Genomic DNA, 23,381 nt, shown 5'->3' with positions numbered 1-23,381 from the left:
GTGGTTACTCGTCGCGCTTGCGCGTCGTGATGCGGACGCGGCCGTCGACGCGCCAGTGGGCGTGCTCCGGGTCCGCGCCCGCGCGGTCCGGGACGTCCACGGAGAGGTCGTCGAAGTCGTAGGTGATCTCCGCCCCGCGGCCGGTCAGGCGGTCGTAGAGACTCATCATCAGGTCCGGCCACGTCAACGCCTCACCCGGTTCGTCGTCGAACTCGGACTCGCTCATATGTCAAAAGTGGAGTGGGACGGACTTATAGGCGCGGTTAGAGGAGGCTGAAGCCCCGTCGGCACGCGGCTACGCGTGCGGCCCGCGCCGGGCGAACGTCAGGTACCCCGTGTGCCCGACGCCGGCCGTCGACGGGCGGGAGCCGCGGTCGTCGAAGTCCATCCGGCGCTGGATGGTCTCCAGCGTCTCGACCTCCCGCAGGCCGGCCTCGTGGGCGGCGAGGGCGGCCTCACGCGTCCCCTCGACGAACGGGGTGTAGACGGCGACGTAGCCGCCCGGCACCAGCAGGTCCCGTGCGCGCGCGACCACCTCGGGGGCGTCGCGCGTGTCGAGCGTGAGCACGTCGAATCCCTCGCCGGCCGCGAGTTCGTCGAGGTGCTCGGTCAGGTCGCCGGTCCGGACCGCCACGCGGTCGGCCACCCCGGCCATCGACACGTTCTCGCGCGCCACCTCCGCGAACTCGGGGTCCGTCTCGTAGGTCGTGACCGACGCGCCCGCACGGCCCATGTATACCGAGAGGACGCCCGTCCCGGTGCCGGCGTCGAGGACGCGGTCGTCCCGAGAGACGCCCGTGTGCCCCATCACGAGGCCGATGTCCCGTGGCATCATCGGCGCGCCCGTGCGGTCCATGTGGTCGAACAGGTCGGGGCCACGGAGCGCGCGCAGGGTGAACGGTTCGCCGAGGTGGGTCTCGACGACGTCGCCCGGTTCGGCGTCCGCAGGTACCTCGAGCACGCCGAGGTCCGTCCCCTTCTCCTCGCCGGGCGAGAGCAGGAACTCGCGGTCCTCGTGGACGGCCAGCAGGGGGCGCGGTCGCTCCGTGGGGTCGTCGGACGGCCCCTCGCTGTCGCTCACTCCAGTCGCTCGACGGCGGCCGCGAGGTCGCCGTCCGTCTCGACGAGCGCCTCGCGAGCCTCGGCCTCGCTCGCGCCCGTCCGGCCCGCGACGATCTCGACGTCCGACTGCGGGATGTCCGCGCCGGTCGCCTCCTCGTCGGCTGCGTCGGCCGCGTCGGCGTCCGCAGCGGCGTCCGCGCCACCGGTGTCCGAGCGGGGCCGAGTCTCGGGGGACCCGACGACCTGGTAGGTCTGCTGGCCCTGCGCGTCCATCCGCTGGACCTGCGCGTCGTCGAAATAGAGCTCCTCGTCGGCCGTGCGGATGATGACCTCCTCCGCGTCGATGTCGTCGAGGTCGATACCCATCTGCTGCATCATCTGCTTCATCTTGCGCGGGTTGAGCCCGCCGCCTCCTCCGAACATACCCGAGACGACGGTGTCCGACCAATAAAACCCTGCGGGGTTCGGACAGGCCGCTGGGCCGTGTCACTCGGGCCAGGGAACGTGAAGCCGAGCCGCGTGGTGTCCGTCCAGCCCCCCCAAGGGCCGTCGTCGGACCGCGACTCGTGGGTGCATCCCACCCCCGGACGGTCCCGGCTGGCACGCCCGGACCCGCCCTCCCCATCAGACCCTAGATGCCGGCGACGTATAGACCCACCAGAGTATTTTCAAAACGTGAAAGTACCGCGGTCACGAGTGTCAGTCGGACCGGTCGATACCCTCGCGCACCTTCACCGCCATCCCCGTCTCGAACTCAAGCATCGCGCTCGCGGGCAGTTCCGCCCGCCCGACGGCAAGCAGGTCCCCGTCGTCGGTCCCCTCGCGCTCGCGGGCGCGCTCGTGGACCACCAGCACCTCGTCGCCCGGCCGTATCGCGGGGTCGGCCTCGACGACGAACTTGGCGAAGGCGTTGCGCCCCTCGCGGACGAACGGCTCGGAGTCGTCGCCGACGAAGACGCGATAGGCGGGCGGGGCGCGGGGGAGCGCGGCGTGGAGGCGGCGGCCCCCCTCGGCGCCCAGCGTGAACCGGCCGTCGACGCCGTAGGAGACGAGTCGCTCGCCGTCCACGCCGTCGTCGTCGACGAGGACCTGTTCGGGGCGCCCGGAGGAGGTGTGTCGGACCGTGACCGGCGGGGCGAACAGTGCCCGGCCGGCACCGACGCCGAACTGGTAGTCGGCGACGGTCCGCAGCCGGTCGACGTCGTCCGTGCTCATGGCCGTCGTCGGGTGGGCCGACGCATACCAATTTCGTGTCGCGCTCGCCGTGAACGCCGTCGGTGAGCGCTCCGGCCTGTCGGACGGAAACGGCTTTCAGGCGGCCGCACGTCGTTCGAGACAGATGGTTCTGGGCGTAGACAACCGTGTCCTCGCGTTGGCGACGGCGCGGATGGCCGACGCGCTGGGCAACTCCTTCCTCATCATCGTCCTGCCGCTCTACATCGCGAGCGGGCAGATCACGCTGGAGGGGATCGTCGGCGGGGAACTGCTCGGGTTCGTGCTGACCGAGGAGTTCCTCATCGGACTCGTCCTCTCGCTGTTCGGCTTCCTCAACTCCTTCGGCCAGCCGTTCACCGGCCGACTCTCCGACCGCACCAGCAAGCGCAAGGTGTACATCCTGAGCGGGCTGGTCGTCTTCGGCGTCGCCAGCGCCGCCTACCCGTTCGTCTCCTCGTACTGGGCCATACTGCTCGTCCGGGCGTTCCAGGGCATCGGCGCGGCGCTGACCGTCCCAGTCACGGTCGCGCTGGTCAACGACTACGCCACCTCCAATCAGGAGCGCGGGGGCAACTTCGGCGTGTTCAACACGTTCCGGCTCATCGGCTTCGGCTTCGGACCCATCGTCGCCGGCGCCGTCGTCACCGGTGGGTTCGGCAACGAGCGGGTCGTCACCTACGACGTGCTCGGGACGATGGTCTCGGGGTTCGACGCGGCGTTCTCCATCGCCGTCCTCGGCGCCGTCGTGAGTTTCGGGCTGGTGAGCCTGCTCGTGACCGACCCCGAGGACCTGGAGGCCGAGGCGGGCGACGACCTCGCTATCGCCGTCCGGAGCCGCGACGGCTCCGGTCTCGACCCTGTGTTCGTCCTCGGCGTCGCGACGCTGTTCATGGCGCTCACCATCGCGCTCTACGCCACCCTGCAGGCGGACATCAACAGCCGGCTCGGTCAGGGCTCGACGCTGTTCGGCCTCCAGTTCTCCGCGGTCGTCATCGCCAACGTGTTCTTCCAGGTCCCCATCGGTCGGCTCTCCGACGAGTACGGCCGCCGGCCGTTCCTCCTCGCGGGGTTCGTGATACTCGTGCCGTCGGTGTTCCTCCAGGGCATCGTCCTCGACCCGTGGCTGATGCTCGGGGCGCGCTTCCTCCAGGGGGTCGGCGTGGCGTGCGTGTTCGCGCCCGCACTCGCCCTCGCGGGCGACCTCGCCGGGAAGGGCCAGTCTGGCACCCAGCTGTCGGTGCTGACGATGGCGTTCGGGCTGGGCGTGGCCCTCGGCCCGCTGGCGTCCGGGTTCCTCGTCTCGTTCGGCTTCGTCACCCCGTTCGCGTTCGGGGCGGGGCTCGGCGTCGTGGCGCTCGTGCTGGTGTTCACGCAGGTGGAGGAGACCATCGACACCGGAGCGGCCCCGGCCAGCGACCCGGCGCCGCAGGACTGACCGAACCGAGAGACGGTCCACTCGCCGGACGGTCGCTCTGTGTCTCGCTTCTCCGACACCCATTTAAACCACGGTTGGGTATCGGCAAGACATGATAGAGGCCACGAGCGCGGGAGCCATCCTCTTTCGCGACACGCGTGGCCGGCGGGAGTACCTGCTGCTCAAGAGTCGCCCCGGGGACTGGGAGTTCCCGAAGGGCGGCATCGAGGGCGAGGAGGAACTCCAACAGACCGCCATACGCGAGGTGAAAGAGGAGGCCGGGATCAACGACTTCCGGCTCATCGACGGCTTCCGCGAGGACTACGACTACGTGTTCGAGGCGAACGGGAAGACCATCCACAAGACGGTCCACCTGTTCATCGCCAAATCGTTCGAGGCGAGCGCCGAACTCTCCAAGGAGCACCGCGACCTGCAGTGGCGCGACTACGAGCAGGCCATCAACACCATCACACAGGACGGTCCCCGCGACATCCTGCGCGACGCGCACGTCTTCCTCGACGAGGTGCTGGCCGAGGAGGACGACGAGGACGACGAGGACGACGAACCCGAGGCCGAGACGGTCGACGACGAGGAGTGAGCCGGCGAAGGTTCATCCCGGAGAGCGCACCAGCCACCCCGTGCCCTGAACGGTCGCCGGGTCGGGGTGAGCGGTAGCGCAGGGGTCCGACCCGGGTGGTGGCCCTGCCTGTCCGCCAACCCGAGGGTTCACCACCCACGAGCGCCACGCTCACCCGTGAGCGGCGCGCCCGACCCCGAACCGGAGTTCACCTTCGAGCTCCGGGTGTGTCGCTGGGCCGAGCAGCACTGGGAGCCCCGGCGCCCCGACAGCCGGGTCCTCGTCGCCCGTCAGCTGGGCGTCAAGCGCCGACGCTGGGACACCATCGTCCTCGAGTGTGACCCCGCCGGCCTCGAGCGCCGGTCCCTGTTCGGCACCGAGCGCCTGAACTCGGACCTCAGGCACGTCGTCCAGCACGCCCCGCGCGAGTGGACGTACTACCGCGACGCGCTCCCGGACCCCGGCTACCCGTGGCGCTACGTCCGCGAGGCGGTCCACGACGCCGCCGCGCGTGGTGTCGTGGAGGAGCGGAAGGACGGCCGGCGCATCGAACTCCGGCGGAAGTGGCGCTACCCCGAGTGGGTCCGTCGCGTGGTCGCCATCGAGAACAAGCCGGACCTCGACGCCTCGGCGGCACGGGTCCTCGGCGACCAGCTCGAACGGGACGTGGCGCTCTCGCTCGCCGACGAGGTGTGGGTCGCGGCGCGGACGACCGGGCGTTCCGTCGAGCCCGCACTCCTCGAACGCCTCCCGGTCGAGGTTGGCATCCTCGCGTTCCCCGGTCCCGACGAGGGCCGGGCACCCGAGGTGGCGTGGCACCCGAACTCCCTCGACAGCGCGGCCCCCGGCACCCGCATCCTCGAACGCCCCGACGGCGGAGCGCACGACCAGTCGGCGGCTCGGTTCGAGTACGCCGACCCCGAGTGGAAACGCGAGAAGCGCCTCGGTATCGCCGAGCGGGCTTACGAGCGTGGCTGGCGCTCGTACGTCGACACGATGCGCCCTGACTGTCGGCACTTCGAGTTGCGCGACCCTGTCGGCCCGCTCCCGTGGTGTGCGGCGAAGGGCTGTCACCCGACCGACCGGGAGTGTTCGGGGTCGTGTCCCGACTTCTCGCCGGAACCGCCGGCGTGGCGGACGCGGGGCTGGCCCATCGAGGGCGGGCCGGGGAAGGGGGTGAAGGCGTTGCTCGACAGGCAGCGGCAGCGCCGGCGCGAGTGACCGGCGAATCACAACCACCTTACTGGCCACCCACGCACTCCACGACATGACCGACGCCATCGTCGCCGAGGACGTCCGCCGGGTCTACGGCGACACCGTGGCACTCGACGGCGTCTCGCTGACGGTCGCCGAGGGGGCGGTGTACGGCCTCATCGGCCCGAACGGGGCGGGAAAGACCACGCTCGTCCGGGCGCTGACCGGGACCACCGACGCCGAGGGGCGCGTCTCCGTCTTCGGCACGGCCCCGCGCGAGGTCGACCCCGAGCGGATCGGCCTGCTCCCACAGGAGTTCTCGCCCGCCGAGCGACTCACCGCGCGCGAACTCGTCGACTACTACGGCGGTCTCTACGACCACGCCCGTGAGACCGACGCCGTCCTCGCGGACGTGGGGCTCGTCGACGACGACGACACGTGGTACGAGAACCTCTCGGGCGGGCAGAAGCGCCGGACCTGTGTGGCGACGGCACTCGTGAACGACCCGGACCTCCTGTTGCTGGACGAGCCCACGACCGGTATCGACCCGACCGGTCGCCGGTCGCTCTGGGCGCTCGTCGAGCGACTCGCCAGCGAGGGGACGACCGTCCTCCTCACCACGCACTACATGGCCGAGGCCGAGCACCTCTGCGACCGGGTCGGCCTGCTGGCCGACGGCCGCCTCGTCGCCGAGGGGACCCCTGCCGAACTCGTCGCCGAGTACGGCGGCGACTCGTTCCTCGACGTGGAGTCGAGCGACCCCACCGCCACCGCGGCGCTCGAGGACGCCGGCTACCGGCTCGCACCCGAGCGTGACCTCGCCGTCGAGGGGATCGAGGCCCGCGAGGTGAGTGCCGTCGCCGAGACGCTGGACGCGGCCGGTGTCGAGTACGGCGCGCTCGCGTGGCGCCAGCCGGACCTCGAGGACGTCTACCTCTCGCTGACCGGACGGGCCGTGGGCGCGGGCGGGACCGCCGTCGAGCGTGGCGGCGACGAGGTCGAGGAGCGTGCCGTCGCCGACGGAGGTGCCCGATGAGCCGCGCAGGGCGCATCCGCTCGGAGACCGTCGCGGCGTCGAGGGCCTTCCTCCGCCGCCGGACGGCGGTGTTCTTCACGTTCTTCTTCCCGGTCATCATCATCCTCATCTTCGGCGCGCTGGTCCAGACCCAGCCGACCGGCGGGGGCGTGTTCGCCGAACCCGCGGCGTACTACGTCCCCGGCTACCTCGCCGTCGTGGTGCTGTTCACCCCGCTCTCGCGCGTGGGGAGCGAGGTGGCGCGCCACCGAGAGGGTGCGCGTTTCGAGAAACTGGCGACCACGCCGCTCTCGCGGGCCGAGTGGCTGTTCGCCCAGACGCTCGTGAACGTCGGCATCATCGGTCTCGCCGCGGTGCTCATCTTCGGGCTGGTCGTGGGCGTGACGGGGGCCGACATCGCGGTGTCCGCCGCGACGGTGCTCGTCGTCCCCTTCGTCCTGCTCGGCGTGGCGCTGTTCTGTGGGTTCGGCGCCGTCATCGGCAGCCTCGCGGACTCGCAGGACGGCGTCATCGCCGCGTCCAACGGTATCGCGCTGCCGCTGTTGTTCCTCTCGGAGACGTTCGTCTCGCCGGGGCTCCTGCCGGAGTGGCTCCCGCTCTGGCTCTCGCCGCTCACCTACTTCGCCCGTGGCGTGCGAGCGGTGACCTACGCGGGGGCGCCGCCGGACCCGTTCGGGCTCGGTCCGGTCGGGAACCTCGCGGCGCTGGGGGTGCTCGCGGTGGCGTTCTTCGCCGTGGGGTCGGTGGCGCTCCCGCGGACGGACTGAGGTGGGGCGGTCGGCCGCGTGACCGGCAGGGGTTTGTCCCGTCGGCAGCGAGCGCCCGTATGGAACTGTCGTCGCTCCCGAAGCGTCCGTTCGAACTCGCCGAACTGCAGGAACTGAACGAGAGCGGTCGGTTCCGTGCGGTGCTCCCCGGTGCCGTCTTCGACCTCGAGGGGAGCGACCGGAAACTGGTCCCCGTCGCGGTGCTGGTGACACCGGGCGAGGACGGCCGCGTCGTCGGCGTCGGCTACGACTTCGAGACGGGGTGGAACCGCGTGACCAGCGAGGCGGTCGGTGACGCGGTTCGCGACCAGGTCGAGGCGGCCGGCGAACGACTCCGGGTGTGGACTGAGGAGACGGGGCAGCGATGGGCCGAACCCGACGGCGCGACGGCGCTCGTCGACCACGTTCGCGAACGGTCGCAGGCGGAGTGAGCGTCCGCCACGCGAGTCCAGGCGCCGAGCAGGAGGAGCGTCAGCAGTGCCGCCACGCCCGCACCACCGAGCAGCGTGGCCGACCCGCTCGTGGGGAGGGCGGGTGCCGCGACGCGGAGTACGACGACCGTGAGTGCGGCGAGGCCGATGGCGACGCCCGCGGGACGGAGGTGGTGTCGCATACTGGTACGTTACACGAAAATACAGGTAACCCCTCATCCGGCCGGAAGTGGACGGGAGCCGACGACCCCGGCGTGACTCAGTTCACCGGGATGTCGTGGCCCCCATCACCGTCGTGACCTTCCCGCTCTCGCTCGTGGCGCTCTCGTCCGTCACGGGGTGGCCGCGGGGGACGTGGACCCGGAGCCTGTCGGCGGCCCCAGCGCCGCCGCTCGCGCCGCTTCGGGGCGGCCGGCCGTTCGGCCAGCGTCACCGTCTCGGTCCGCTCGCGCCCGTTCCGGACGAGGTCGACCGTCACCGACTCGCCGGGGCGGGTCTCGACGAGCAGGTGGCGCATCAGCGCCTCGTGCGAGTCCACCGGTGCGCCGTCGATGGCGGTGATGACGTCACCACCGACGGGCACGTCCCGGCCCCGGACCCGACGCGTGTCCCGACAGCCACGGAGGAGGCCGCTCGCGGGGCCGCGCGACACCTCGACGACGAGGACGCCACCCGTCTCCCCGAGGCCGTTCGCCTCGGCGACGGTGGGCGAGACGTCGAGGGTGCGCACCCGGAGGTAGGAGTGGGCCACGCGCCCCTCGGCGATCAGGTCGGGGACGACCCGACGGACCACCTCGGCGGAGACGGCGAACCCGATGTTGTCACCGGTCTTCGCACGGTTGACGCCGACCACCGCGCCGTCGGTGGTCACGAGGGGGCCGCCGGAGTTCCCGGGGTTGATGGGAGCGTCGGTCTGGACGGTGTCGGGCATCGTGAACCCGTTGCCCGTCGGCATCGAGCGGGAGGCACCGCTGACGATGCCGGCCGAGATGGAGCCATCCAGCCCCATCGGGTTCCCGAGCGCCGCCACGGGGACGCCGGGTGCGGGGTTCGCGTCCGCGAGCGGGAGGGGCCTCGCGTAGTCGGGCAGCCCCTCGACGGCGAGGACGGCGAGGTCGGTGTAGGGGTCGGTGCCGACGACGCGCCCGACGCGCCAGTCGCCCTCGCTGAAACGCAGGTCGACCTCGTCGGCGTCGCCGACCACGTGTTCGTTCGTCACCAGGTGGGTCTCGTCGTAGACGAACCCCGACCCGGAGCCACCCCACTGGCTCCGGTCGTCGGGCGTGACGTAGACGGAGACCACGGAGGGGATGGTCTCGCGGTACAGCCGTTCGTAGGGGTGTTCCGTACTCATGGAGTCGTCCGGCGTCGCCGGGGGTTCGACACCGTCGACGCCGCCAGCACCCACCGGACTTACCGGAGGTAAGCGAGGACGAGTATATGAGTCGAGCGCCCCGTGTCGACACGCGACAGTCGGGCGGTCGCGGGGCTCAGAATCCGGTCACGCGGACGAACTCGTACGTGTAGACGTGGTTGAGCAGGAGGTACGCCAACACGCCGAGCGTGAGCGAGACGCTCCAGACCGCGACGGAGACGCGCCCAACCTTCGCGTGGGCCGTCTGGCGGATCTCTTCGGTGGAGTGGGTCACCCCCACGACCACGTTGTAGAGCACGAGCGGCACGGAGAGCGCCGAGAGCACGATGTGGATGGCGAGCATCACGAAGTAGAACAGCGCCGCCGTCTCCGGGCCGACGAACTCCTTGCGGCCGCCACCGCCCGTCTTCAGCAGGTACATGACGAGGAAGACGAGGATGAGCCCGAACGCGGTCAGCATGAACGCCCGGTGGCGCCGCACGTCGCCCTGGCGGATGTAGTAGTAGCCTGCGAGCAGGCAGCCGACGGTGACGGTGTTCACGACGGCGATGGCGTCGGCCAGCAGGTTCACCGTCCCCAGCGAGATGGTGGGGTAGATGGGGAGGCCGACGTAGAGCGTCCCGATGACGAGCGTGTAGCCGACGACGGTCAGGAGCGCGACGACTGCCCGCGGATACGCCCTCGCGAACGCGCCGGGGCCGGCGTCAGCAGTTGCCATACCGCTCTTTCGGCCGACGGAGGTATGTAGCGTTCGCTTCCGGCCACGCCGTCGGCGGGTCGAGGGGGGTCTCGGCGCGGGCGAACCCGCCCGCGTCGATGACGAAACGAATAAATCCTGCAGGTTCGACGGGTCGGGTATGCGGGACGCCACACCCCGTCGCTCGTCGGCAGCCGTCGGCAGCGACGGGTGTGGTCGCGCCTTCTCGAAACCCAAACCGAAACGGTAGCCACCGGTTCGCGGCGGGCGTAGCGCACCCGTCACGGGCTACCACTGGACCACCCGAGTAGCGGCAGATACGGACACCAACACACGGCCCAACACCACACCACACCCACACCCGACAATGACACACGACGTATTCCGTGGAACCTACCCGGCGATGACCACGCCGTTCCACGACGACGAACACCTGAGCATCGACTTCGAGACACTCCGCGAGAACGCCCGACGACTGGTCGAGGGGGGCGTCGACGGGGTCGTCCCCGTCGGCACCACCGGCGAGAGCGCGACGATGACCCACGACGAGCACGTCGAGGTCATCGAGGCCACGGTCGACGCGCTCTCGGACTACGACGCCCCCGTCGTGGCGGGCGCGGGGTCGAACAACACCCGCGAGGCGCTCGACCTCGCCCAGCGGGCGGCCGACGCCGGCGCCGACGGCCTGCTCCTCATCTCGCCGTACTACAACATCCCCGAACCCGAGGGGATGGAGGCCCACTTCCGCGCCATCGCGGACGCCGTCGACCTCCCACAGATCATCTACAACGTCCCCGGCCGGACCGGGCGCAACATCGCCGTCGAGACGGCCGTGAACCTCGCCAGCCACGAGAACGTGGTCGGCTACAAGGCCGCCTCGGGCGACATGAACCGCATCTGCGAGGTCATCGAGCGGACCCGCCACGAGAACTTCGGCGTCCTCTCCGGTGACGACGCGATGACCCTGCCAGTGATGGCGACGGGCGGCGTCGGCACCATCTCCGTCGCGGCCAACGTCGAGCCCTCGCGCACCAGCGTGATGGTGAACGCCCTGCTGAACGACGAGATGGACCGCGCTCGCGAACTCCACTACGAACTGGGTGAGCTGTTCCGCGCGCTGTTCGTCAGGACCAACCCCATCCCGGTCAAGGAGGCCTGCGAGATCCGCGCTTACCACAACGGCCGGATGCGCTCGCCGCTGAACCGACTCGGCGAGGAGGACCTCGCGTACCTGCGTGGCGTCCTCGCGGACCTCGAGGCGCCCGAGGCCGAAGCCTGAGATGCCCGGGGCCGAACTCGGACCGGACCGCGTGGTCGTCACCGGCGCCACCGGCCGGATGGGCGAGGAACTGCTCGCGGCGTGCGAGGAGCGCGGACACGACGTGCTGGCGGTGAGCGAGAGCGACGACGACGCCATCTCCGGTGCGGACCTCGCGGACCACCTCGAACCGGGCGACGTGCTCGTGGACTTCACCCTCCCGGAGGCGAGTCTCGGCTACGTCGAGACGGCCGCCGACGCCGGCGTCCCAGTCGTCATCGGCACGACGGGCTACGACGGGGCCGGCGAGGCGTCCATCGAGGAGGCGGCCGAGCAGGTGCCGGTCCTCCGGGCGTCGAACTTCGCCCGCGGCATCCAGGCCCTGCTCGGTGCGGTCCGCGAGGCCGTCGCCGCCCTGCCGGGCTACGACGTGGAGGTGACCGAGACCCACCACAACGGCAAGCGCGACGCGCCGAGTGGCACCGCGCTCTCCATCCTCGACGGGATAGACGACGCCCGTGGCGACGAACTGGACCGGAAGTACGGCCGCGAGGGGGTCGACCCACGCGAGGACGGCGAGGTGGGCGTCCACGTCCGCCGGGCCGGCGGCATCAAGGGCGAACACGAGGTGCTGCTCGCGGGCAACGAGGAGGTACTGACGCTGACCCACCGGGCCGAGTCGCGTGGCGTCTTCGCCGCGGGGGCGCTCGACGCCGCCGAGTGGCTGGCCGGGCGGGAGGCGGGACTGTACGCGTTCGAGGACCTGATCTGAGACAATGACACTGCAATCCGACATCGAGGACCTGTGGAACCGCTACGACGACGGGCTGACGGCGGCCGACGCGACGGCCGACGACTACGACACGCTGGAGGCGTTCCTGACCGCGCTCGAGGCCGGCGAGGTCCGGGCGGCCGAGAAGCGCGACGGGTCGTGGGAGGCCAACGCGTGGGTCAAGCAGGGCATCCTGCTCAACTTCGGCCTGCGCGACATCGAGACGCACACCTACGGCGGCGTCGACTACCACGACGTCCTGCCGCTTCGCGACACGAGCGACCTGCCCGGGCGCGGCAGTCGCAACACGCCCGACGGCACGGTCATCCGCCGGGGCGCGTACGTCGGCGGCGACGCCATCATGATGTCGCCCGCGTTCGTCAACGTCGGTGCCTACGTCGGCGACGGCACGCTCGTCGACTCGTGTGACACCGTCGGCTCCTGTGCACAGATCGGTGAGGACGTGAAGCTCGGCGCGAACACGCTCATCGGTGGCGTCCTGGAGCCGGTCGAGGGCGCGCCCGTCGTCGTCGAGGACGGCGTCTCGCTCGGCGCCGGCTGTCGCGTCACCTCGGGGTTCGTCGTCGGCGAGAACTCGGTCGTCGGCGAGAACACGCTGCTCACCCCGCGGATCCCGGTGTACGACCTCGTGGAGGAGGAGGTCGTCTACGGCCACCTGCCGCCCGAGCGCCGCGCGTTCGTCCGCTACGTGGAGTCGAGCGTCAGCGACCACGAGCTGTTCGAGGGGGGCGCGTATAAGCCCGCCGTCGTCGCCACGGACATCGAGGAGACGACGCTCGAAGCCACCGAGCGCGAGGACGCGCTGCGCTCGAACTGAGTCCAGATGGCCGACGAGAACCCCGCCGTCCGGCGACTGTCCGACTGGGAACCCGAGCCGCTCCGCGACATAGCGGACGAGTACGGCACCCCGCTGTACGTGCAGGACGTAGGACGGGTCCGCGAGAACGCCGTCCGGCTCCGCGAGGCGTTCCCCGACGCCGACATCGCGTACGCGGTGAAGGCGAACACCACCCACGCGGTGCTCTCGGCGCTCGAGCGCGCCGGTATCGCCGCCGAGTGTGCCTCGGCGGGCGAGGTCCAGCGCTCGCTGGACGCGGGGTTCCCGCCGGAGCGAATCCGGTACACCGCCGTGAACCCGCCCGACGTGGACCTCGACCACGTCTGCGCGCTCGACGGCGTGGACGAGCTGACCATCACGGTCGGCGCGCGCGACACGCTGGACCGGGTGGCCGAGCGGGGGTTCGACGGGCCACTCTGTGTCCGGGTGAACCCGGGCGTCGGCGCGGGCCACCACGCGAAGGTGTCGACCGGGGCGGAACCGAAGTTCGGGGTACCGTACGACCGCGCCGCGGACCTCTGCCGGAAGGCCGCCGACCGGGGGTTCGACCTCGTCGGGGTCCACGCGCACGCCGGGTCCGGTATCTCCGGCGAGGACCTCTCCGCGCACCGGGAACTGGTCGCCCGGATGGGGGAGTTGACCCGCGAGATAGCCGACCTCGACCCCGAGTTCGTCGCCGTCGGTGGCGGGTTCGGTGTCCCGTACCGCGAGTCAGAGGAACCGCTGGACCTCACTCGGGTCGCGGCGGCCACCCGGGAGGCCATCGGCGAGACGGACGCCCGCCTCGCCATCGAACCGGGACGCTACTTCGTCGCCGACGCGGGTGTCCTGCTCACGACGGTGAATACGGTGAAGCCGACGCCCGAGACGACCGTCGTCGGCATCGACGCCGGGATGACCACCCTGCTCCGCCCGGCGATGTACGACGCGTACCACGCGGTGCGGTCGCTGGAACCCGACCTGCCTCGGAAGGACCCCGTCTCCTGCGAGCTATCGGGGCCGGTCTGTGAGACGGCGGACGTGCTCGGACGCGACCGGACGCTCCCGGACCCGACACGCGGCGACCTGCTTGCCATCGGCAACGCCGGTGCGTACGGCTACGAGATGGCGAGCACGTACAACTCCCGGCCGCGACCCGCCGTAGTATCTCTTGACGGGACCCTCGTGTCTTTATCCGTGGAGCGTGAACGGCTGTCCAACCTGACTGCGCTCGAGCGCTCGGCGGGCGACTCCGACGGGAGCGCCGTCGACGGTGAGCGTGACGCGGACGGGGGAACGAACCAATGGTAGACGTAGAGAAGTACCACGGCACCGGCAACGACTTCGTGGTCGTAGACGCCGACGAGGACGTCCCGAACCGACGGGCGTTCGCCGTCGAACTCTGTGACCGCGAACACGGCATCGACCACCCGGCCAGCGAGCGACGGGGCGCCGACGGCGTCCTCTTCCTCGCGCTCGAGCCGGCGTACAACCCACCCCGCATCGTGATGACGCTCGTCCAGCCGGACGGCTCCGTCGCGGGGATGTGCGGGAACGGCGCGCGCTGTGCGGCCAAGTGGGCCGCCGAACGCACCGGGGCCGACGAGGTGATGATAGACACCCCGTCCGGGACGCGACACGCGGACGTCGACGGCGACGACGTCACGATCGAGATGGGTGCGCCGGTCTTCGACCCGGAGGGCGTCCCGGTCGACCGCGACGAGCCACTCGTCGAGGAGACGGTCGAGGGGCTGACCGTCACCGCCGTGAACACCGGGGTCCCGCACGCCGTCGCGTTCGTGGAGGAAGTGGACGCGGTCGACCTCGAGTCGGTCGCGCCGCCGGTCCGCCACGCCGACGTGTTCCCCGACGGCGCGAACGTCACGCTCGCGTCGCCCACGCCCGAGGGGGGGTTCCGACAGCGCACCTTCGAACGTGGCGTCGAGGGCGAGACGCGCTCCTGTGGGACCGGCGCCGTCGCGGTGGCGGCCGTGGCGCACCGGCTCGGCCGCATCGAGGCCGGGGCGACGGTGACCGTCTCGCCGCCCGGCGGCGACCTGCGCGTCACCGTCGAGGAGGGGAACAGCTACCTCGAGGGGCCGGTCGTCTTCGAGTTCGCGGCCGAGGTACCGACCGTCGAGACCGACCCCGAACCCGTCGACGCCTCCGGCGACTGATGGCCGCCAGCGCCGGATTCGACCTCGAAGCGTTCCACGAGCGGGCGGTTCGCACCGCCTCGCACGAGGACGTGAGCGAGATGCGCGACCTGTTGTGCGACACCCTGCGCGAGCACGGCGTCGACCCGCGAGTCGACGACGCCGGCAACGTCCGCGCCGCACGGGGCTCGAGCGACCCGGACACGCATCTCGTCCTGAACACGCACATCGACACCGTGCCGCCGCACGTCCCCTACGAACGCGACGGCGAGACGGTCCGCGGGCGTGGCGCGTGCGACGCGAAGGGGCCGCTCGCCGCGCTGGTGGCGGCGTTCCTCGCCTGCGACCCCGGTGACGGCCGGGTGACGCTCGCGGTGACGCCCGACGAGGAGGTGCTGTCGACGGGGGCAGCCCACCTCGCGTTCGGGAGTGAGGGGAGCGACGACGAACCCCTCCGCGCCGACGGCTACGTCGTGGGCGAGCCGACCGGGTCCGACGTCTGCACGGCCGCGAAGGGCCGCTTCCAGGGGACCGTGACGCTCGGTGGCGTCGCCGCCCACGCGGCCGAACCGGACTCCGGGACGAACGCGGTGGCCGCGCTCGAAGCCGTCCTCGGCGCGGTCCGGACGTTCGACGAGGAACACGGACCCGGCGTCCACGAGTCGCTCGGCGGCCCGACGCTCACCCCGACGCTCGTGGAGGGAGGCGAAGCCACGAATCAGGTCCCGGCGGCGTGCCGACTCACGCTCGACCGGCGCTCGGTGCCACCCGAGACGGCAGCCGGCTTCCGCGAGGCGCTGACCGACCACCTGCGCTCGGCGGTCCCGGAGGACGTGACCGTCTCCTTCGGGCTGACCGACCGGCCGACGCCGTTCCTCGAAGCGTTCGCGACCGACGCGGACGCACCGCTCGTCCGGACACTCTGCGAGGCGGCCGACGCGCCGACACGCCCGTTCTCTGCCGCGACGGAGGCCTCCTACTTCGCGGCCGACGCGCCGACCGTCGTCTTCGGACCGGGCGTCCTCGCGGACGACGAGGGGGCGGTCGCGCACGCCGAGCGGGAGTACGTCCACCTCCCGGCGGTCCGAGCGGCGGCCGAGGCGGTCCGGGAGGCGCTGGACGCGCTACTCGGCTGAGGCGTCAGGGTCCTCCGGTGGGTCGGCCGCCTGTTCTTCTCCACGACGTCTGAACGGTCGCGTGAGGCCGCGCCACGCCGAGCCCACCGCGTGACTCACGAGCTGGCCGGCCTCCCACACCGGGTCGTCCTCCTGCCGTGCCGGACCTCGGTCGCGCGGGGTCGCGTCCCCGTCGAGTTCCCGGAGGCGACGCTCCAGTTCCTCGATGCGGGCGTCGCGCTCGGCCACCTGCTCGCGGAGGCGTTCGACCTCCGCGGAGTCCGTGTCGGCCGCGTCGCTCGTCTCGCCGTCGACACCGCGGAGTTCCGCCACCAGCGCCTCGTCCACCGACCGGAACTCGGGACGCGAGACCTCGCCGAGGTCCGGCGTCGCGCCCGCGTCGAACGTGCGCTTGCGGCGGAACTGGACCCGCTGGACTGCGTCGGCCCAGTCCGCCCGGACCAGCGCCTCGCCGTCGGCCAGCGTCTCCACCTCCTTCGCGTACTCGCTCCCGAGGACCGAGCCGACCACCTTCGTGTCGTTCTGCCACGTCAACCGGTGGAAGCAGAGCCAGTCACACTGCGTGATGAACTCCTTGTCGACGGCGGCGGGGCGCTGGGAGAGGCCGACGAGACCGAGACCACGCTTGCGCCCGCGCTTGGCGACCCGAACCAGTATCTGGCCCGCCGGGTCCAGCCCCCGCCCCTCGGGGACGAACTCGTGTATCTCCTCCACGAGGAGGAGGAAGGGCGTCCGAGCGGTCTGCGCCCGGGCGAACAGCGACCGGACGACGCTGGCGACCACCTCGCGGCCCGCGGACTCCTCTACGAAGCCTGATACGTCGAGGACGACGGGGACGTGCTCCTCGAGGGCGAGCGCGGCGAGTCGGTCGGCGTGTTCCGGCCCGACTCGGATGTCACACCGCTCGTCCGCCCCCACGTGGAGCAGTTCGTACTGCGCTTTCAGCCCGTAGTACTCGCCGTCGACGTCTACCACGAGCAGCGGGAGGCCGGCCGCCAGCAGTTCCTCCGCAAGGACGCTCGCGGTGTTCGACTTCCCCGACCCGGACTTCCCCGTGACGAACCCCCGTCCCGTCAGCACGTCCGTCACCGGGAACGCGAACGAGTCGTCCTCGGTGACGGACAGGGTCTCGGGGACGTCGCTCATTGTCGGGGGGAGGCAGGGGGCGAGTAAGTGCCTTCTGGCGGCCCCAGTTCGGGCCGTGAGCGGTCAGACCGAGTCCGGGTCTCGGGCCGCCTGCACCACGCGCACGGCAGAGACGTTCTCGGGCACGTCGTGGACCCGGACCACGTCGGCCCCGCGTTCGGCGGCGAGTGCCGTCGCCGCGACCGTGGCCGACAGTCGGTCCTCCGGGTCGGCACCCACGAGGTCGAACATCGACTTGTGGGAGTGGCCCACCAGCACCGGGCAGCCGAGGGCGGCGAACTCGTCGAGTCGGTCCAGCAGCTCGAAGCTCTCGGCGGCGCGCTTGCCGAAACCCAGACCGGGGTCGACCAGAATCTGCGAGCGGTCCAGCCCCGCCTTCTCCGCGAGCAGGACGCGCTCCACGAGCGCGTCGATGGTGTCGGCTACCACGTCGTCGTAGTCCACCTCGACGCTCGGATCGACGGGCGCGTCGATGGAGTGCATCACGACGACCGGCACGTCGCGGTCGGCCGCGAGCAGTCGCATCTCGGGGTCCTCCAGCCCGGAGACGTCGTTCAGGATGTCCGCCCCAGCGTCGAGCGCCGCCGCCGCGACGGCGGCCTTCCGGGTGTCGACCGAGACGAGGGCGTCGAGGTCCGCGATGGCCTCGACGACGGGGACGACGCGGGCGATCTCCTCCTCGACGGGCACCACCTCGGCACCGGGGCGTGTCGACTCACCGCCCACGTCGAGGATGTCGACGCCCGCCTCGACCATCCGTTCGGCACGCTCGCGCGCCAGATCCGTCGTGTTGTACTCGCCCCCGTCGTGGAAGGAGTCCGGCGTGACGTTGAGGATACCCATCACGGCGGTCCGGTCGCCGTCCCACGGGTAGCCCGCCCGCTCGGGTCGGTACTGGATACCGAGCGAGCGGCGTATCTCCTCGCCCAGTCGTTCGAGGCCGTAGGGTTGGCCCTCCAGTTTCCCGACGAGACGCTTGAACTGCGCGAGCGTCCCCATCAGCACGGCGTCGCGGAGTTCCTCGCGGTCGGTGACGGCGCTCGTCGCACACTCGCCGCCGAGCGAGAGCAACTCCTGTTTCAGGTACTCGGCCTGCCGTGGCTGGACCCGGACGTGGAGCGTGCGGTGGACGCCCTTCGCGCGCATCCGGTGGACGCCTGGCGCCGAGACGTCGGCCGACTCGAGGACCTCCCGGGCCGTCTCGACGTCCGGCGCCCGTTTGGGCACCTGCACCCGCGACCAGCGGCGGCGTGCCTCGGCGACGACGTAGAGCGACCCCGTGACGAGGACGGCGTCGTCGGGACCGGCCGCCGCCAGCGCGTCGTCGAGGGCCGCGGTGACGTTGCCGCCGGCGTGGACCTCGGGCTGGGCGTCGCCCTCGCGGCCGTCCGGGACCGCGCCCGCACCGCCGACCTCGAACGCCTCGGCGAGCGCCTCGGGCGACTCCGCGCGTCCGGTGTCCGCCCGGCAGGTGTAGACGTGGTCGGGCGTCGGGAGCGCCGCGACCATGCCGGGGTGGTCCTTGTCGGCCATCGCGCCGAAGACGAGGTGCAACTCGTCGTAGTCGAACTCAGCGAGCGTCTCCGCGACCCGTTCGAGGCCACCGGGGTTGTGTGCCCCGTCCAGGATCGTGAGCGGGTCCCGGTCCATCACCTCGAACCGGCCGGGCCAGTGGGCGTTGCGCAGACCGCGGGCGAGGGCAGCCTCGGTCACGTCGACGCCGACGGCCTCCCCGGCCTGTCGAGCGAGGACGGCCGCGACACCCGCGTTCGTCGCCTGGTGCGTCCCCAGCAGGGGGAGGTGCGTCTCGACGCGGAACGCCGGGCCGTCGATGGTGACCGCCCCCTCCAGTCCCGCCCGGCCCTCGTAGCTGACGGTCACGTCCGGGTCGGCGTCCGCGTCGCCCACGGTCACCACGTCGGCGGCGACGGCCCGGACCACGTCGAGCACGGAGCCCTCCGTGGCGGTGACGAGCGGGCGCTCGCCGTAGACATGGGCCTTGTCGTGGGCGATGGCCTCGACGGTGTCGCCGAGCACGTCCGCGTGTTCGAGCGTGACGCTCGTGACGGCGCTGGCGGCGACCGGGTCGCAGACCGAGGTGGCGTCGTGTCTCCCGCCGATGCCGACCTCGAGGACGGCGACGTCCACGTCCTGTCGGGCGAACTCCCAGAGCGCGAGCGCGGTGACGGTCTCGAAGAAGGTGGGAGAGGCGTTCTCGGCCGCGCGGGCGTCGACGTGGTCGCGGGCGGCCTCGACGAACTCGGCGACGGCCCGTTTCGTGACCTTCCGCCCGTCGACCCGGACCCGTTCGCGGATGTCGTCGAGGTGGGGCGAGGTGTAGAGGCCGACGTCGAGGCCGGCCTCGCGGAGCACGCGCTCGACCATGCGGGCGGTGCTCCCCTTCCCGTTCGAGCCGGCGACCTGGACGACCGTCAAGGCCTCGTGCGGGTCCCCGAGGGCGGCGAGGAGTTCGCGGGTCGACTCCACACCCGTCTTCGGGGAGTACCGTCGGAGGTCGAAAAGGTAGTTCGCCGCCTCGTGATACTCCATGGTGCCGGGGTGTGGTGGTGTGCGCTTTAGGTTGTCGGAGTGGGAGACGACGAGTGAAGCGAGTCGTCTCCTCTTTGCGAGCGGGAGCGACCCCGGGAGCGACACGCGAGCCGTGCGAGGTTCCGACCAGCGGGAGGAACCACGATACCGAACGGGGGGCGGAGCGCGGTCGTCAGCGTCGTGGCCGCCGGTCAGTCCGGTTGGTCGTCGTCGTCCACCAGGGACGAGACGATGAGTCGCTTGATCCCACGTCGAAGGAGACCGCTGGCTGCCGGTTGCGAGATGTCCAGGTCGGCGGCGACCTCGCTGAGAGTCGCATCCCGTGGTTCCTCGAAGTAGCCCGTCTCGAACGCGAGGAGGAGCGCCTCTCGTTGGCTATCGGTCAACCCGGCGTCGGTCTCGCCCAGACTGGCGTACTCGTTCACACGCAGCAAGTCGATGTCGATGTCGTTCTGTCGTGCGTAGTCCCAGAGGTGGACCAGGTCCGCTCGCTCGGACATCCAGAGGGTCAGGATCCAGGCCCGCCCGTCGTTCTCCATGTCGAGGATGACACCGTTCGCGGCCGAGACGACCGGTGAGAGGAGCTTCGCCTCGTTCGTGTACTCGAAACTGTAGATCGCCTTCTCGTCTCTGGTCTCGATGACGCGTTCGAACTCGCCGACCGTACTGTCCCTCCGGAGTCCCTCCTCGAACTGGCGAAAATCGGCCGAGTCGATGTGGTAGAAGAACTTCCCCGACATCGGGTCGGTTCCGGCCTCCGACACCGATTTGACCGTCGAACTTCGGTCGTGAGCGACGGTCTCGGTGAGTACGATATCGGGATGTTCGACCCGGACGACCGCCTTGATGTCAGTCATTGTTCTGTGGGTCCAGTGGGTTTCGTGTCCCGGGGCGTCCGACCGAGCGGCTTCGAGACGCGTGATAGCGCGCTCCATCGGAGTGCTCGCTACCGGGGGTTGCACCTTGGCCGGGGGATGGCTTAATCGAGACGGTCGGGCCGGAGGTCCGAGTTCGAAGGGACCACTCGACCCCGTACACCCCACGGGCGTCGACCCGGTCGACCCGGTCCATCGGGAGGGGGCGGGACATCACTCCCGTGTCGACCGTTCCGACGCCGCCGTTCGCAGTCGGGTCGACGTCTCAGATGCGATGGGAGAACAGCGTCGCCCGGACACGCTCCAGCAGGCTGGGTTCGGACGACGGGCTGACGCCGACGGGAAGGTAGAACTTCGATTCAGTCGCGCTGTCGTTGACCTCGCCGTGGTTGCGGTGTGACATACACGTAGACAGAGGACCCGTGACCCCAACGGTCTGTAGCTTAACGGTATAATCTATTTATCACGGGGCGGATGATTCCGCGTGTCTCCCGACGCGGAGCGAGCCGTGCCGATAAGTCTCCCCGTTCGGAGATCACGCCCACCGCAAGACGTACCCCTCGCCGTCCGCTACGGCGGGCCGTGCAACTCGGCGTCATCTCCGACGTCCACGCCAACCGCGTGGCGCTCGAAGCGGTCCTGACGGACATGCCGTCCGTCGACGAACTGGTCTGTGTCGGCGACGTCGTCGGGTACAATCCGTGGCCGGCCGAGTGTGTCGAGCGAGTCCGCGACGTCTGCTCGGCGGTCGTCCGGGGGAACCACGACCGGAACGTGGACTCGCCGGCACGCTACCGGGCGAACCGGATGGCCCACGCGGGGCTCGAACTCGCCTCCGAACGGCTCTCGACCGACCAGAAGGAGTGGGTCCGCTCGCTCCCCCGGTCCGTGGACGTGGACGACGGCCGTCTCCTGGTGGTCCACGACCACCCGGAGCACGTCGACCGGTACGTGCGCCCCCCGGACTTCACGCGGATGCGGCCCTACCTCGACGAGTACGATGGCCTCCTGCTGGGTCACACGCACGTCCAGCACCAGTCGACCGTCGACGACCGCCTCGTCCTGAACCCGGGGAGCGTCGGCCAACCACGTGACGGCGACCCGCGGGCGGCCTACGCCGTCGTCGACACCGACGGCGACCCACCGACCGCCGACCTGCACCGCGTCGAGTACGACGTCGAGCGCGTGCAGGCCGGCGTCCGGGCGGCGGGGCTCCCGGACCGGACCGCCGACCGACTCCAACGGGGGGAGTGATACGGCGGTGAACGGGGAAGGAGTTCAACCGAGCTTGTAGTAGCCCAAACCTGCCTGAGCGGCCCGGAACCTCCGTTAGAGTGAAACGCACGCCCCACGCAGGGTGTGACATGAGCGCAGACGGCGAACAGGAACAGCGGACCATCCGGTGTCTCGTGGCGAAGGTCGGACTCGACGGACACGACCGGGGTGCACACGTCATCGCCCGGGCGTTCCGCGACGCGGGGTTCGAGGTCATCTACTCGGGGCTGCACAAGTCCCCCGACGAGATCGTCCAGGCGGCGGTGCAGGAGGACGTCGACGTCCTCGGTATCAGCATCCTCTCGGGCGCGCACAACACGCTCGTCCCGAAGATCATGGACGGCCTGCGAGAGTACGAGGCCGACGAGGACACCCTCGTCATCGTCGGCGGCATCGTCCCCGAGGACGACCGCGAGGGCCTGAAGGAGGCCGGCGTGGCCGAGATATTCGGCCCCGGGGCGACGATGGACGAGACCATCGAGTTCGTCCGGGAGAACGTCCACGAACGGGAATGACCGACGCGAGCGAGCAGTCGGCCACGGAACCGGACCTCATCGACGAACTGCTGGCGGGCAAGCACCGCGCGCTGGCCCGGGTCATCACGAAGATAGAGAACCGCTCCCCGGGCTACCGGGAACTCGTCTCGCGGCTGCACGAGCACACCGGCGACGCGCAGGTGGTCGGCATCACCGGGTCACCGGGCGCCGGCAAGTCCACGCTCGTGGACAAGATGGCCAACGCCTACCGCGAGCAGGGACTCACCGTCGGTGTCATCGCCATCGACCCCTCCTCGCCGTTCACCGGCGGGGCCGTCCTCGGCGACCGCATCCGGATGGCCTCGAACGTCGGCGACATGGACGTGTTCTTCCGGTCGATGTCCGCCCGCGGGTCGCTCGGCGGACTCTCGACGGCGACGACGGACGCCGTGAAGGCACTCGACGCGTTCGGCAAGGACCGCATCATCGTCGAGACGGTCGGCGCCGGCCAGAACGAGGTGGACATCGTCCGCACGGCCGACACCGTCGCGGTGCTGGTCCCGCCCTCCTCGGGCGACGACGTGCAGATGCTGAAGGCCGGCATCCTCGAGATCGGCGACGTGTTCCTCGTGAACAAGGCCGACCTCGACGGCGCGAACCGGACCGTGATGGAGCTGCAGGAGATGGTCCGGATGCGCGAGGACTCCCCGCGGTTCGACCCCGGCCACCACGGCGCCGAGGCGGTCCCCGACGCCGCGAGCAACGGCGAGGACGGCGGCGAGAGCGAGGACGACTGGGAACCGCCCGTCCTCGAGGCTGTCGCCAAGACCGGCGAGGGAGTCGACGAGTTCCTCGACACGCTCGACACCCACCACGAGTGGCTCGAGGCGACCGGGAAGCTCGAGGAACTGGCCCGCGAGCGCTACGCCGAGGAGATCCGCGCGCTCCTCCGCGAGGACGTGAACCGTCTCGTCGGCACGGAACTCCGCAACCGCGGCGGTATCGAGTCGTACGTCGACAGCGTCCTCGCCAAGGAGACCGACCCGTACGCCGTCGCCGACGACCTGCTCGAGCCGCTGGCCGAGTGCGTCGAGGAGCGCCGCGGGGAGTGAGCGCCCGCGACCCCACCGC

Annotated in this window: 25 protein-coding genes; 15 read left to right on the top strand and 10 right to left on the bottom strand. The window is 70.8% G+C overall.

Annotation, left to right across the window (positions count from 1 at the left end):
* Window positions 1-4 precede the first annotated feature (4 nt).
* The 4 genes from N0B31_RS01980 to N0B31_RS01965 all read right to left on the bottom strand — a co-directional run bounded on the left by N0B31_RS01980 (window position 5) and on the right by N0B31_RS01965 (window position 2,277).
* Complete coding sequence (locus N0B31_RS01980) at window positions 5-226, bottom strand: hypothetical protein (RefSeq protein WP_260594112.1); 222 nt, start codon at window positions 224-226, stop codon at window positions 5-7.
* 69 nt (window positions 227-295) lie between these two features.
* A complete protein-coding gene (locus N0B31_RS01975) occupies window positions 296-1,030 on the bottom strand; it encodes a methyltransferase domain-containing protein (protein WP_260644038.1) in 735 nt (244 codons plus the stop codon).
* Window positions 1,031-1,077: 47 nt separating this feature from the next.
* Window positions 1,078-1,485, bottom strand: coding sequence for a nascent polypeptide-associated complex protein (locus tag N0B31_RS01970; RefSeq protein WP_260594111.1), 408 nt, complete (start codon window positions 1,483-1,485; stop codon window positions 1,078-1,080).
* A gap of 276 nt (window positions 1,486-1,761) precedes the next feature.
* Window positions 1,762-2,277 carry a PUA domain-containing protein gene (locus N0B31_RS01965; protein WP_260594110.1) on the bottom strand — a complete coding sequence of 172 codons (516 nt, stop codon included), beginning with the start codon at window positions 2,275-2,277 and terminating at the stop codon, window positions 1,762-1,764.
* Between the two features lie 124 nt (window positions 2,278-2,401).
* Here N0B31_RS01965 and N0B31_RS01960 point away from each other — a divergent pair, with 124 nt between their 5' ends.
* The 6 genes from N0B31_RS01960 (at window position 2,402) to N0B31_RS01935 (ending at window position 7,696) form a co-directional block, all read left to right on the top strand.
* On the top strand, window positions 2,402-3,712 hold the full coding sequence (locus tag N0B31_RS01960; RefSeq protein ID WP_260594109.1) for an MFS transporter: 1,311 nt from the start codon (window positions 2,402-2,404) through the stop codon (window positions 3,710-3,712).
* 91 nt (window positions 3,713-3,803) lie between these two features.
* Window positions 3,804-4,289, top strand: coding sequence for a bis(5'-nucleosyl)-tetraphosphatase (locus N0B31_RS01955; protein WP_260594108.1), 486 nt, complete (start codon window positions 3,804-3,806; stop codon window positions 4,287-4,289).
* Between the two features lie 156 nt (window positions 4,290-4,445).
* Entirely contained in the window at window positions 4,446-5,489 is a 1,044-nt protein-coding gene (locus tag N0B31_RS01950) for a DUF5787 family protein (protein WP_260594107.1), read from the top strand.
* 46 nt (window positions 5,490-5,535) lie between these two features.
* Window positions 5,536-6,498 carry an ABC transporter ATP-binding protein gene (locus N0B31_RS01945; protein ID WP_260594106.1) on the top strand — a complete coding sequence of 321 codons (963 nt, stop codon included), beginning with the start codon at window positions 5,536-5,538 and terminating at the stop codon, window positions 6,496-6,498.
* Complete coding sequence (locus N0B31_RS01940) at window positions 6,495-7,265, top strand: ABC transporter permease (protein ID WP_260594105.1); 771 nt, start codon at window positions 6,495-6,497, stop codon at window positions 7,263-7,265. Before N0B31_RS01945 ends, N0B31_RS01940 begins: the two co-directional genes overlap by 4 nt.
* Before the next feature lie 59 nt (window positions 7,266-7,324).
* A complete protein-coding gene (locus N0B31_RS01935; RefSeq protein ID WP_260594104.1) occupies window positions 7,325-7,696 on the top strand; it encodes a DUF7964 domain-containing protein in 372 nt (123 codons plus the stop codon).
* A gap of 259 nt (window positions 7,697-7,955) precedes the next feature.
* Here N0B31_RS01935 and N0B31_RS01930 read toward each other — a convergent pair whose 3' ends face one another.
* Window positions 7,956-9,050, bottom strand: a complete 1,095-nt coding sequence (locus N0B31_RS01930; protein WP_260594103.1) for a S1C family serine protease — start codon at window positions 9,048-9,050, stop codon at window positions 7,956-7,958.
* Between the two features lie 136 nt (window positions 9,051-9,186).
* Window positions 9,187-9,789 carry a DUF420 domain-containing protein gene (locus N0B31_RS01925; protein ID WP_260594102.1) on the bottom strand — a complete coding sequence of 201 codons (603 nt, stop codon included), beginning with the start codon at window positions 9,787-9,789 and terminating at the stop codon, window positions 9,187-9,189.
* A 346-nt stretch (window positions 9,790-10,135) separates the two neighbouring features.
* Between N0B31_RS01925 and dapA the strand changes: the two genes are divergently transcribed.
* The 6 genes from dapA to N0B31_RS01895 are packed head-to-tail and all read left to right on the top strand — an operon-like array spanning window position 10,136 to window position 15,928.
* Complete coding sequence (gene dapA / locus N0B31_RS01920; RefSeq protein WP_260594101.1) at window positions 10,136-11,047, top strand: 4-hydroxy-tetrahydrodipicolinate synthase; 912 nt, start codon at window positions 10,136-10,138, stop codon at window positions 11,045-11,047.
* Window position 11,048: 1 nt separating this feature from the next.
* Entirely contained in the window at window positions 11,049-11,798 is a 750-nt protein-coding gene (dapB, locus tag N0B31_RS01915; RefSeq protein WP_260594100.1) for a 4-hydroxy-tetrahydrodipicolinate reductase, read from the top strand.
* 4 nt (window positions 11,799-11,802) lie between these two features.
* Window positions 11,803-12,636 (top strand): 2,3,4,5-tetrahydropyridine-2,6-dicarboxylate N-succinyltransferase, encoded by an 834-nt coding sequence (locus N0B31_RS01910; RefSeq protein WP_260594099.1) that lies wholly within the window; start codon window positions 11,803-11,805, stop codon window positions 12,634-12,636.
* A 6-nt stretch (window positions 12,637-12,642) separates the two neighbouring features.
* On the top strand, window positions 12,643-13,947 hold the full coding sequence (lysA, locus tag N0B31_RS01905; RefSeq protein WP_260594098.1) for a diaminopimelate decarboxylase: 1,305 nt from the start codon (window positions 12,643-12,645) through the stop codon (window positions 13,945-13,947).
* On the top strand, window positions 13,941-14,813 hold the full coding sequence (dapF, locus tag N0B31_RS01900) for a diaminopimelate epimerase (protein ID WP_260594097.1): 873 nt from the start codon (window positions 13,941-13,943) through the stop codon (window positions 14,811-14,813). Before lysA ends, dapF begins: the two co-directional genes overlap by 7 nt.
* Window positions 14,813-15,928, top strand: a complete 1,116-nt coding sequence (locus N0B31_RS01895) for a M20 family metallopeptidase (protein WP_260594096.1) — start codon at window positions 14,813-14,815, stop codon at window positions 15,926-15,928. The genes dapF and N0B31_RS01895 overlap by 1 nt, the downstream gene beginning before the upstream one ends.
* On the opposite strand, the gene N0B31_RS01890 is transcribed toward N0B31_RS01895, so the two are convergent.
* The 4 genes from N0B31_RS01890 to N0B31_RS01875 all read right to left on the bottom strand — a co-directional run bounded on the left by N0B31_RS01890 (window position 15,917) and on the right by N0B31_RS01875 (window position 20,902).
* Window positions 15,917-17,074, bottom strand: coding sequence for an ATP-binding protein (locus N0B31_RS01890; protein ID WP_260594095.1), 1,158 nt, complete (start codon window positions 17,072-17,074; stop codon window positions 15,917-15,919). The genes N0B31_RS01895 and N0B31_RS01890 overlap by 12 nt on opposite strands.
* 63 nt (window positions 17,075-17,137) lie before the next feature.
* A complete protein-coding gene (gene folP / locus N0B31_RS01885; RefSeq protein ID WP_260594094.1) occupies window positions 17,138-19,624 on the bottom strand; it encodes a dihydropteroate synthase in 2,487 nt (828 codons plus the stop codon).
* Window positions 19,625-19,815: 191 nt separating this feature from the next.
* Window positions 19,816-20,481, bottom strand: a complete 666-nt coding sequence (locus N0B31_RS01880; protein WP_260594093.1) for a helix-turn-helix domain-containing protein — start codon at window positions 20,479-20,481, stop codon at window positions 19,816-19,818.
* Between the two features lie 283 nt (window positions 20,482-20,764).
* Entirely contained in the window at window positions 20,765-20,902 is a 138-nt protein-coding gene (locus tag N0B31_RS01875) for a hypothetical protein (RefSeq protein ID WP_260594092.1), read from the bottom strand.
* Window positions 20,903-21,081: 179 nt separating this feature from the next.
* On the opposite strand from N0B31_RS01875, the gene N0B31_RS01870 reads away from it, so the two are divergent.
* From N0B31_RS01870 to meaB, 3 genes are all read left to right on the top strand, one after another.
* Window positions 21,082-21,753 (top strand): metallophosphoesterase family protein, encoded by a 672-nt coding sequence (locus N0B31_RS01870; protein ID WP_260594091.1) that lies wholly within the window; start codon window positions 21,082-21,084, stop codon window positions 21,751-21,753.
* A gap of 110 nt (window positions 21,754-21,863) precedes the next feature.
* Window positions 21,864-22,289 (top strand): cobalamin B12-binding domain-containing protein, encoded by a 426-nt coding sequence (locus N0B31_RS01865; RefSeq protein ID WP_260594090.1) that lies wholly within the window; start codon window positions 21,864-21,866, stop codon window positions 22,287-22,289.
* Complete coding sequence (meaB, locus tag N0B31_RS01860; RefSeq protein ID WP_260594089.1) at window positions 22,286-23,362, top strand: methylmalonyl Co-A mutase-associated GTPase MeaB; 1,077 nt, start codon at window positions 22,286-22,288, stop codon at window positions 23,360-23,362. Before N0B31_RS01865 ends, meaB begins: the two co-directional genes overlap by 4 nt.
* The last annotated feature ends 19 nt before the right edge of the window (window positions 23,363-23,381 follow it).

It is taken from the genome of Salinirubellus salinus (assembly GCF_025231485.1).
Taxonomy (GTDB): domain Archaea; phylum Halobacteriota; class Halobacteria; order Halobacteriales; family Haloarculaceae; genus Salinirubellus; species Salinirubellus salinus.
The sequence above is the reverse complement of the archived record's forward strand: the minus strand, read 5'-3'. Positions and strand labels throughout refer to the sequence as shown.

Coding starts and splice junctions, on each gene's coding strand:
- N0B31_RS01955 (WP_260594108.1), top strand. CDS start 3,804: ATGATAGAGGCCACGAGCGCGGGAGCCATCCTCTTTCGCGACACGCGT.
- N0B31_RS01960 (WP_260594109.1), top strand. CDS start 2,402: ATGGTTCTGGGCGTAGACAACCGTGTCCTCGCGTTGGCGACGGCGCGG.
- folP (WP_260594094.1), bottom strand. CDS start 19,624: ATGGAGTATCACGAGGCGGCGAACTACCTTTTCGACCTCCGACGGTAC.
- N0B31_RS01930 (WP_260594103.1), bottom strand. CDS start 9,050: ATGAGTACGGAACACCCCTACGAACGGCTGTACCGCGAGACCATCCCC.
- N0B31_RS01875 (WP_260594092.1), bottom strand. CDS start 20,902: ATGTCACACCGCAACCACGGCGAGGTCAACGACAGCGCGACTGAATCG.
- N0B31_RS01970 (WP_260594111.1), bottom strand. CDS start 1,485: ATGTTCGGAGGAGGCGGCGGGCTCAACCCGCGCAAGATGAAGCAGATG.
- meaB (WP_260594089.1), top strand. CDS start 22,286: ATGACCGACGCGAGCGAGCAGTCGGCCACGGAACCGGACCTCATCGAC.
- N0B31_RS01940 (WP_260594105.1), top strand. CDS start 6,495: ATGAGCCGCGCAGGGCGCATCCGCTCGGAGACCGTCGCGGCGTCGAGG.
- dapF (WP_260594097.1), top strand. CDS start 13,941: ATGGTAGACGTAGAGAAGTACCACGGCACCGGCAACGACTTCGTGGTC.
- lysA (WP_260594098.1), top strand. CDS start 12,643: ATGGCCGACGAGAACCCCGCCGTCCGGCGACTGTCCGACTGGGAACCC.
- N0B31_RS01980 (WP_260594112.1), bottom strand. CDS start 226: ATGAGCGAGTCCGAGTTCGACGACGAACCGGGTGAGGCGTTGACGTGG.
- dapA (WP_260594101.1), top strand. CDS start 10,136: ATGACACACGACGTATTCCGTGGAACCTACCCGGCGATGACCACGCCG.
- N0B31_RS01945 (WP_260594106.1), top strand. CDS start 5,536: ATGACCGACGCCATCGTCGCCGAGGACGTCCGCCGGGTCTACGGCGAC.
- N0B31_RS01890 (WP_260594095.1), bottom strand. CDS start 17,074: ATGAGCGACGTCCCCGAGACCCTGTCCGTCACCGAGGACGACTCGTTC.
- dapB (WP_260594100.1), top strand. CDS start 11,049: ATGCCCGGGGCCGAACTCGGACCGGACCGCGTGGTCGTCACCGGCGCC.
- N0B31_RS01965 (WP_260594110.1), bottom strand. CDS start 2,277: ATGAGCACGGACGACGTCGACCGGCTGCGGACCGTCGCCGACTACCAG.
- N0B31_RS01865 (WP_260594090.1), top strand. CDS start 21,864: ATGAGCGCAGACGGCGAACAGGAACAGCGGACCATCCGGTGTCTCGTG.
- N0B31_RS01925 (WP_260594102.1), bottom strand. CDS start 9,789: ATGGCAACTGCTGACGCCGGCCCCGGCGCGTTCGCGAGGGCGTATCCG.
- N0B31_RS01910 (WP_260594099.1), top strand. CDS start 11,803: ATGACACTGCAATCCGACATCGAGGACCTGTGGAACCGCTACGACGAC.
- N0B31_RS01935 (WP_260594104.1), top strand. CDS start 7,325: ATGGAACTGTCGTCGCTCCCGAAGCGTCCGTTCGAACTCGCCGAACTG.
- N0B31_RS01880 (WP_260594093.1), bottom strand. CDS start 20,481: ATGACTGACATCAAGGCGGTCGTCCGGGTCGAACATCCCGATATCGTA.
- N0B31_RS01895 (WP_260594096.1), top strand. CDS start 14,813: ATGGCCGCCAGCGCCGGATTCGACCTCGAAGCGTTCCACGAGCGGGCG.